This is a genomic window from Kribbella sp. NBC_01245 (genome assembly GCF_036226525.1).
Classification (GTDB): domain Bacteria; phylum Actinomycetota; class Actinomycetes; order Propionibacteriales; family Kribbellaceae; genus Kribbella.
In genome coordinates this window covers 2,838,281-2,847,541 of record NZ_CP108487.1, presented here as the reverse complement: position 1 = coordinate 2,847,541, position 9,261 = coordinate 2,838,281, and the positions used below count along the sequence as shown (strand labels likewise).

Here is a 9,261-nt window from a genome sequence, read left to right as displayed (position 1 = left end):
TCCTCATCCCTCCTGAGGATCGATCGCTCCCCTGGCGCGCTGCCGAAGCAGGGCGTAGGCACTGATGACACAGATCAGGACCGAGTAGAAGGCCCAGACCGGTCCGACGGCTGCGGCGCCTTCGTGGTTCCGAAGTTGGCCGAGTACGACCATGCCCGCGACGGCGACCAGCGCCACCAGCGGACCGACCCAGCCCAGCACGCCCAGCCGCAACGCCGGCTCCATCGCCGAACCGCCGCTCGTCACCCGAATCCCGGTCATTACCGGGCTGCCGGTCATCACGGCGCTGCCGGTCATGACCGAGCCGCTCATCGCCTCACCGCTGGTCGGGACCGTGCCGCTGGTCATCGCCGGGTCGTCGTCGAGCGCGCGCCGGTCGTCGGGCGTCCAGCTGCCGTCCGGCGCGAAGCCGAGGCGGCGAAGGTACCCGTGCAGCGCGGCGATCCCGCACGAGGCGGCGACGTTCAGCAGGAGCAACTGGGCGGCGATATCGGACAACCTGGCCTGGCCGCCGCCGATGGTTCCGTACGCCGCGACCGAGAGGTCAAGCGGTACGAGTACGGTCCCGGCGCCGACCGCGACAGCCTGGAAGAGCCCGGGCCGGCGCATCGACGCGCGCAGCAGACCACCGTTGGCCGTGGTGGCCACGGTGAGCGCGGCAAAGAATCCGGCGAATATCAGAAGAACGAAGACGTCCATGTGTTACCTACCCCTGCCGTCATATGGCGCCCCGAGTGACGCTTTTGGGTGGACGTGGCATCGTCTGATTGGCGGATAGTCGGACAATCCGCGAGTGCGGCGAAGCAGAACTTCGCCACACTCGCGGAGGACAATCCCTGGCAGGCAGGCCCCCCTGATTGCCGTGGATACGGTGCCCCCACCCCATCCACCCGTAGCATCGCGTGAGCAGGGCGCGGCGTTACAAGGATTTTGGTAACTGAGTGTTAATTGCGCACAAGTGCACGGGAAGGCCCTTTCCGGGCACGAATTATGTTGAAAGAACCTCAGTTAGTCCGGTTTTCGACCAAATCCCCGGCATCTGCCAACGCCGACCGGATCAACCCGCGCCCGACGCCCCTCACTCCGGAAATCCTGCTCCCCCCACCACACACCGTCATCGCCCACTCGCCCTCGCGCCTGCGCAGTCGCCCCCGCCGACCGCCGGTTCCGAGGTCCGCGCATTCGTGCGTTGTCCCCTGAAGTCCTGGGTTCCGGGCCGGCTATTCGGCACGGGAACCCAGGAGTCGACGCGACGACGCACGAATGCGGGCCCCGAACCAACTCGCGATGCGGGCGGCGGAGAGAGCGCACCGCCCTCGGGCAACCACCCCGAACCAACTCGCGAGTGGACGCGACCACTCGCGGGAGGGGAGGGACGCGACCACTCGCGGGAGGGGAGGGACGCGACCACTCGCGGGAGAGGAGGGACGCGACCACTCGCGGGAGGGGAAGGACGCGACCACTCGCGGGACGAGAAAGACGCGACCACTCGCGGGAGGAGAGAGGGGAGGGCGGCCGCGGTGGGCCGGGGGTCTGATTTAGCGGAGGGAGTCGAGGCCTAGGCGGGCGGCGCCGATTAGGCCGGCGTTGTCTAGTTGGGCGGGGCGGACGCTCAGGTCGGTGACGTACGGGAGCTGGGCGAGGCGTTTGACCCAGCGTTGGACCGGGTCGAAGAGGATCGGGCCGGCTTTGGCGACGCCGCCGCCGATGACGACGGTGGTGAGGTCGACGGTGACGGCGGTCGCGACGATGCCGGCCGCGAGCGCCTGGGCGCCGTCGTCGAAGGTGGCCAGGGCGGTCTCGTCACCCAAAGCTGCGTCGGCGGAGAGTACGGCGGCGTCGACCGCTTCGCCGGGACGCCAGCCGCGGCGTTGAGCGCGGGCGACCATCCGGGGTCCGCTCGCGTAGGTCTCGACGCAGCCGAAGGAACCGCAGGCGCACGGTTCGCCGTCGAGGTCGACGACGATGTGGCCGAGGTGGGCCGCGTTACCGGACTGGCCGAGCAGCGGACGGCCGTTCGTGACGATGCCCGCGCCGACGCCAGTGGAGACGACGATGCCGAGCAGGTTGCACTCGCCCCGGCCGGCGCCCGTCCAGAACTCGCCAAGCGCGAAGCAGTGTCCGTCCACCCCGAGCGTCACCGGTACGTCGTCCACCAGCGCGCGGACGCGATCCACCAGCGGGAAATCGCGCCAGCCGAAGATGTTCACCGGCGAGACGAGGCCGTGCCTTTGATCGAGCGGACCGGCCGAGCCGATGCCGACGGCGGCCGGGGTGGCGTCGCCGCGGACCTTCTCGATCAGTTCGCCGAGCGCGGCGAAGACCTGGTCGGCATTGCCCACCGGCGTCGGAATCCGGTCCTGGGTAAGGACTTCGCCGTCGGCGTTCACGATCGCGGCAGCAAGTTTGGTGCCGCCGATGTCGATACCGAGAACGGTCTCGTCGTTCACAGATCCCCCTCAGTGCCGGTGCAGGTTGTCAGGTTGGTTGCTGTCGCCGGGATGCTCGAGTCCGTGGACCAGCTGCAACCGGTCGTACCTGGCTTTGTTCAGCCAGCGCGAGAACGCCTCCAGCCTGGCGCTGGTGAGCAGATCGGCGTGCCACTGCTGCGACGGCACGTCCGGGTCTGTTGGGGGTGGTTCGCCGAGCATGTCCGCCGCATACGCCAGCTGCGAAGCGGGGATCCGTACGTCCGCGCTCACCAACGCGGCCACCTGCCGTACGACGGCAGAACCGGCCAACGCCGCCGCCGTAATCGACCCGATCGCGATCGCGGTCGAGACATCCAGCGCCACGGAATCGCTAAAAGTCGCGTCGGTCAGACCGCGGCGGCGCAGTTCGTCGGCGCAGAGCTGTTCGGTGAGGACGACCTGCGCGACCCAACGAACCAGCTGCCGCCCTTCGCGGGTGTCAGGTCGGGGTAGTAGGCCTGCCGCGTCACCGGCCCGGAGCGCGGCCATTCGCTCGTCCAGGAACGCCCGGTCGATCGGCGCTCCGCCGACGTACCCCATCACGCCAAAAGGTGCTTCAGGCAACGAATGCCCATGACCGTGGCCGTGGGCAACGGTCGCCGTCATGCGGTCACTTCCAGCCGGACGGTCGGGGCGTACTGGGCGCGGCCGAACCACATCACCTTCGGCATCACCCATGCGTGCGCGGGCGTCGCGTCCGCGGGCGCGACCACCGGCACCTGGACGACGATCGTCGACCGCGGCGGTACGACGACGGCGCTGAGCGGTTCGGGCAACCAGGACCAGGTCCCGTACGGCGAGGCCAGTTGCAGCTCGGCGCGGATCTCCGAGCGGGCGCTGTTCGTCAAGGTCAGGTCGAGCGTCGTCCGCTCACCTGGCGCGAGCCGGATCGACGTGGTCGACGGCTCGATCTCGAGGCCCGTCGCCCGTCCGGGCTGGCCGTCGACCGCACCCGAACCGTGGTCGGGCGCCTGCGCCGGCGGCCGCCCGAAGCCGATCGTCCCAGTGGCCTCCGGGCTGTCGCCAACGAAGACGGTGACGACGTCCTCAACCACCTGGACCCCGGCACCACCCGCGAGCTCATCCGTCTCGGTATGCACCTGCGCGGCGACGAAGTACTGCCCGGGCACGCAATCCTTGACCGGCGTGACGCGGGCAACGAACTTCACGTAACCGTCGGCGATGACGACACGTTGATCGGCAAGGCTCGACGTCCACCCGTCCGGTAGGTCGAGGACGAGCCGGCCCGCGACGACCGCATCGACGTACTGGCTGGCGATTACCAGCGTGAGGTCGATCGGTTCCGTGACGGTGGTCGCGAGGGTGGGGGAGACCGACAGGCTGACAGGCAGGAAGCCCATCTGCGCCGGGCCGCGGTTGTGCAGCCAATAACGCGCGTACGACGGCTGGGCCACCTCGCCAGCGGGCCCGAGCACACGCTGATCGCGAGGGAGAACCGATGCGAAGTCGACGACAAAGCTATCGACCGCAGACCCCGCCAGCTCGACCTCCAACCCGCCGTCGGTCGCAACCAGGGGAGCACCCCGCTTCTCCAGAAGATCCGCAAAGGCCGCACCGGCGATGGGCAGAGCCGAAGTCACTCGAGCCGTCGAACCAAGGCCAGTCGCCTCGATCAAACGCACCGTCACCCCGTCGCGCGGGTCGGACGGCCGCGAGGCGCCGTGCGCGATCGGGTTCCCAGCGGGCTTCGCCGTCGACAGCAGTACGTCGCGCTCAGGCGAAACCTGCAGCAGCGAATGCGTCGCCGGCAGCTCTCCCGAGTGCGCCGAGGTGGTTGCCGCCAGCAACGGTGACGAGAACTCCTGACCTCGCGCAGGCAATTGCAGCCCACGCCAATCGCCCGCACCAGTGACCAGCGCGTACCGGAACTCGTGCGTCCAGTGCTGCAGCTGGAAGGCCGAACCATCCGGCGTCGTACGACGCGGCGGGTCGATCCACAACCCGGACGGCCAACCCGTGCATGAGCGCAGCAGCGACGCGTGCAACGCGCCAGTCGCGTCCACCGCGAAGCCCGGCAGGCCGTACGTCAGCAGCGCGACCGTGTAGTCGTCGAACGGCTCGACCACGCCATCGCCCACCACCGTGGCCGTGATCCGCGCGTTGGCGAGCCCGTCGATCGCAGCTTCTACGTCATCAACCGACAAGACCAATGCGGGCAATGCGCGAACATCCCGCACGTCCGCATTCGGTTGCCAGACCTCGGCCAGCGTGGTCTTCGGCGGAACGAACACCGCCCCGGCAGGCAATGAGCCGAGCGAAGCGATCAGCGGGTTGTCAGCGGCAGACCCGATGAGGATCCGCAGATCCGGCAGGTTCGAGTCGACCGCCAGCGAGCCGTACCGCGAGCCACTCGCGAGCGAGGTCGTGGCCGTCACGCCAACCCGGGCCAGCGCGACCACCAACGAGCGCACGTCCGACGGCTCGGACCCATCCGGTACGACGATCTCGGCAACGGCCATCGGTCGCGTGCCGACCTGGTTGCCGGAGGCATCGATCAGGTCGACCCGCGCGGTCGCGCCGAGGCCGAACCAGGTGTTGGCCGGGTTGTCGAGGGTCCACGGCGCCTTCTCGCTGTCCACGTCGATCAGGCCGAAGCCGCGCCCGACGACCGCACCCGCGACCTCGCTCAACGGCAGCGCGCCGGGCACGTCCGCCGGGAACTTGACCCGCACCAACCGGTCCGACTGCGCGTGATCCAGCACCCGCGTGGTGAACTCGATCCGGTCAAGCCCCGCGAAGGCGGTGACGACGGACTCGTACGCGATGCCGTCGACCTCGCCACGGCTGACCACCCTGCTACCCAGCGGGCTGGTCTGGGTGAAGACCTTCGCGGGCTGGGCCGAAGAGCCGACGACCGGTCCGGAAGGCGTGAGATGCCACGGGCCTTCGCCGAACCGTGGGTGGTCCGGGTATTCCTCGTAGACGCGTAGTTCGTTGCCGAGGCCGGTCAGCATCTCGCGGCCGGTGCGCCTATCCACGACGCTGGAGATGCCGCCACCGCGAGTGGGATCGACCGTCACGCTGAAGAACTCGTTCGCGACCGTGTCCTCGGCGTCGCCCGCGTCCCATGCCGAATTGTTGCTGCCAGCAACCAACTGGTAGCTGCGCCAACCCACGGATGGGACGTCCTTCGCCAGGAAGGTCAGCGTGCCGCCTTCCACGACCGACGGAACCTCAACGCCATTCTCATCGAGCACGACGCGAGCGTCCGAACCGACGGCGACGGAGACCAGGTCGGTGCGGGTGAAGGAAAGCGTGTTGGTCACAACGACCGCTTGTGCGCCAAGGGCCGAGGTGTCGATGCGCGCGGCGAAGGCCTGCAAGGCGGCGTCACGTGCGTCCGCCGACAGGTCGTGCGCCTCGCGCCAACCCGTCACGAGGTCGATGTAGACCTGGTCCGACTCGGACCCGGTGATCGCGTCGTGGTGGGCGCCGTACGCCAGCTGCCGCCAGACCTTGTCCAGCGCGGCATCGGCGTACGTCCCGAGCCCGAGCAGGTCCGCGAACGTGCCGAGCTTCTCCGCGTCGACGGCCGCCACCTCGGCCGCACGCTGGGCCTGCTTGGTGTCGATGTACGACACGTCCTTGCCGGTGTAGATCGGGTTCATGTCCCGTGACTGCGGCGAAGGCTTGCGGCCCTCATCGGCAAGTTCAGAACGCACCCGGTCCATGAAGTGCTTAGTGGTGCCACAGACGAACTTGGGCCACGCATAGCGCTCAGCCCAGTCGTGGTGGAGTGCGGTGATCCAGTTGTTCGGAGGGGCGTAGTCGCCGCCCACCGGCAACAACGTGTTCTTAGTGGCCGCAACACTCTTGAGCGTCGCGAACAGGTTGTACGCCGTGTCGCCGGCTGCTTCCACACTGGGCGCGTGCTGCATCTCCCAGCCGGGCCCGTAGTGGTCGGGCATGTAGTGCGTCAGTACGCCGTCACCACTCGGGCTGATCCACTCGAACTCGCTGGCGAACTGCATGACCGCGGCAGTTCCGCTCTTGGGATCACTCCACGCCTGCCGCAGCGGCCCCCACTGGTGGTGCGGGCCGCGGGCCCAGGCGCTACCGGTCAGACCGGCCTTGGCCAGGTATCCCGGGAACTGCGGGTCATGCCCGAACACGTCGAGCTGCCACGCGTTCTGCGGGTCGCCGCCGAGGATGTCCCGCTGGTAGCCGATGCCGTAGACGATGTTGCGAATCGTGGTCTCGGCGCCCGTGAGGTTCGTATTCGGCTCGTTGTACGTACCGCCGATGATCTCGACCCGGCCCTCCGCGATCAGCCGGCGCAGGACCTGCCGCTGCTCGGGGAAGGTGTCGAAGTACGGCTTGAGATAGTCCAGCTCCGACAACACGAAGCAGTACGCCGGATCCCGCAACGCCAACTTCAGGTGCGCGTCGACCAGGTAGAACGCGTTGTGCGTGTAGACCGGCCGCGTGGTGCCGTCAGCGCCCTGCAGATCCCAGCTGGTCGTGTACGCCGCTTGGGTGTTCCACCAGACCGGGTCGTAGTGGAAGTGCGAGACCATCACCATCGTCCAGCCAGGCTCGGCGATGACCACCTGCCCACTGTCACTCGCGACAACGTCACCAGAAGCAGAAGTAGACAGTGTCTTCTCGCTAGAAGTAGACACTGTCACCGTGCAGTCGACGGCCTGGCCGTACGACGTCCGCAGGCTGTCCGCGACGTCGAGCGGGACCTCCAGCCGGACCGGACCGGCGCCCGCGGGCAGGCTGGTCTGACCGCTGATGCCGGCGCCCTCGACACGGACGGTGAGCGCGGATGCCGCGGCCGGCCGGGCGAGTTCGACCCGCAGAATCTGGCGCGGGTCGTCGTCGGAACCGACGAACAGTTCGGGGGATGAGACGTGGGTGATCTGCACGGTCACGGTGATGTGGCTCCGTCGAGAGCGGGTTAGGTCGAGACAACGTTATCTGTAACTGCCCGATACAGCGAGAGGACAACTCTGCATCATGCTGCTAATCACGCCGCTCATAGCCTGGTTGCGTCCCATCAGACGGTACGAAAGGGCAATGACAACGTCGGCCTCAGCGGTGCTGGACAAGGTCAAACCCCTCCGCGTGACAGGCGGGGGACGCTAGCGCGGCGGGCGACTTTAGGAGAGAGTTTTCTTATGAGCGATCAACTGGACCAAGACGCCGCGGGCGCCCTCATCGTCGGTTTCACCGGGACCACCGCACCCGATGGGTTACGCCGCGCAGTCGCGGCCGGACTCGGTGCGGTCATCCTCTTCACCCGTAATGTCGCCGACGCCGACCAGGTCGCGACCCTGACCGCCACCCTGCGGGCCGAGCGGCCGGACCTGCTGATCGCGATCGACCACGAAGGTGGCGAGTTCAGCCACTTGGCCCCCGCCAACCCCTGGCCGCTGGCGTCCCCACGGTCGCTCGGCGATGTCGACGACCCGGCGCTGACTCGCGCCTCGGCCCGGGACGCCGCCGCCACGCTGGCCGGGCTCGGCATTGACGTGATGCTCGCGCCCTCGGTCGACGTGAACAGCAACCCGGCCAACCCGATCATCTCCACCCGCTCCTTCGGTACGACGGCCGACGTCGTCTCGCGCCACGGTGTCGCCTTCGTCGAGGGCGTTCACGACGCCGGTATCGCCGCCTGCCCGAAGCACTTCCCCGGCCATGGCGATGTCGCGGTGGACTCACACCTCGCACTGCCGCGCGTCGACCGTTCGATCGAGGAGGTGACCGCGGTCGAGCTCGCGCCGTTCGCCGCCACGATCGCGGCCGGCGCGGATGTGGTGATGAGCGCGCACATCGTTTTCTCCGCGTACGACGACCAGCCCGCGACGATGTCCCGCCGGATCCTGACCGGGTTGTTGCGCGAGGAGCTCGGGTTCAACGGCGTGATCACCACCGACGCCCTCGAGATGCAGGCGATCACCAAGCACCAGTCGATCGAGGACGCGGCCGTCGCCTCGATCCGGGCCGGCGCCGATCTGGCCATGATCGCGATCGGTGAGGCAGACCCGCAGCGCCTCACCGCACACCTCGTCGAGGCCGTCGCCAGCGGTCGCCTCGACGCCTCCCGCCTGGCCGACGCCGCTGCGCGAGTACGCGGCCTCGCGACGGACCTGGCCGGCCGGACCCGACTGCCCGGTCTCGACGGCGCGCCAGTCCGCGAAGTGGCCGAACGCCTGCTGGCCGGGCAGGAACTACCAGCACTGGGCGGTACGCCGTACATCATCGACCTGACGCAGGGCCTGCACCCGGCCTGGAACCCCTACTTCAGCGGCCTGCCAGAGGTCTTCGCCGGTATCGCTCCTGGTTCGGATGGCGTCATCATCCGGAACGACGATCCCGAGGCCATCGCGAAAGCCCTCGCCGCCTCGGCCGACCGTCCGCTGGTCGTGGCGGTCCAAGACGCCGTCCGTACGCCATGGATGTCCGCCGCCCTCGCCGACATCCTCAAGACCCGCGACTCCTTCGTACTCTGCACCGGCATCCCCCAAGACCGCGCCCTGGTCCCAACAAAGGTGCCCTCAGCAACCACCTCCGGCCGCAACCGCATCGTCCTCGAAGCCGTAGCCAAAACCCTGACCCGCTAGGACTCTCCCTTTTCCCGCGAGCGGTCACGTCATGACGCGACGACTCGTGGAGTTTCTGGGCACGAGCGGTCGCGTCTGACCCGTCCACTCGCGGGAGTAGAGGTGCAGAGGTGACCACTCGCGGCAGAAGTGGTGGATTGTGGTTTCCACAAAATGGCTGGCTGTTGTGCGTGGGCGGGGCCTTTGGTGTCCGTCGCCGA

At 68.3% G+C, this 9,261-nt stretch carries 5 protein-coding genes; 1 reads left to right on the top strand and 4 read right to left on the bottom strand.

Features of this window, described 5'->3' with window-relative positions; translation table 11 throughout:
• Positions 1–3 precede the first annotated feature (3 nt).
• From OG394_RS12515 to OG394_RS12500, 4 genes are all read right to left on the bottom strand, one after another.
• Positions 4–699 carry a hypothetical protein gene (locus OG394_RS12515; protein WP_328995419.1) on the bottom strand — a complete coding sequence of 232 codons (696 nt, stop codon included), beginning with the start codon at positions 697–699 and terminating at the stop codon, positions 4–6.
• 839 nt (positions 700–1,538) lie between these two features.
• Positions 1,539–2,450 (bottom strand): ROK family protein, encoded by a 912-nt coding sequence (locus OG394_RS12510; RefSeq protein ID WP_328995418.1) that lies wholly within the window; start codon positions 2,448–2,450, stop codon positions 1,539–1,541.
• Positions 2,451–2,459: 9 nt separating this feature from the next.
• A complete protein-coding gene (locus tag OG394_RS12505; protein WP_328995417.1) occupies positions 2,460–3,077 on the bottom strand; it encodes a DUF7158 domain-containing protein in 618 nt (205 codons plus the stop codon).
• The gene (locus tag OG394_RS12500) at positions 3,074–7,369 is read right to left on the bottom strand and encodes an NEW3 domain-containing protein (protein WP_328995416.1); all 4,296 of its coding nucleotides are present in this window, start codon (positions 7,367–7,369) and stop codon (positions 3,074–3,076) included. The genes OG394_RS12505 and OG394_RS12500 overlap by 4 nt, the downstream gene beginning before the upstream one ends.
• A 246-nt stretch (positions 7,370–7,615) precedes the next feature.
• Here OG394_RS12500 and nagZ point away from each other — a divergent pair, with 246 nt between their 5' ends.
• Positions 7,616–9,061 carry a beta-N-acetylhexosaminidase gene (gene nagZ, locus OG394_RS12495; RefSeq protein ID WP_328995414.1) on the top strand — a complete coding sequence of 482 codons (1,446 nt, stop codon included), beginning with the start codon at positions 7,616–7,618 and terminating at the stop codon, positions 9,059–9,061.
• Positions 9,062–9,261: the final 200 nt, after the last annotated feature.

Bases quoted from the DNA above. Each gene is read 5' to 3' on its own strand.
- OG394_RS12515 (WP_328995419.1), bottom strand. From the start codon at position 699: ATGGACGTCTTCGTTCTTCTGATATTCGCCGGATTCTTTGCCGCGCTC.
- OG394_RS12505 (WP_328995417.1), bottom strand. From the start codon at position 3,077: ATGACGGCGACCGTTGCCCACGGCCACGGTCATGGGCATTCGTTGCCT.
- nagZ (WP_328995414.1), top strand. From the start codon at position 7,616: ATGAGCGATCAACTGGACCAAGACGCCGCGGGCGCCCTCATCGTCGGT.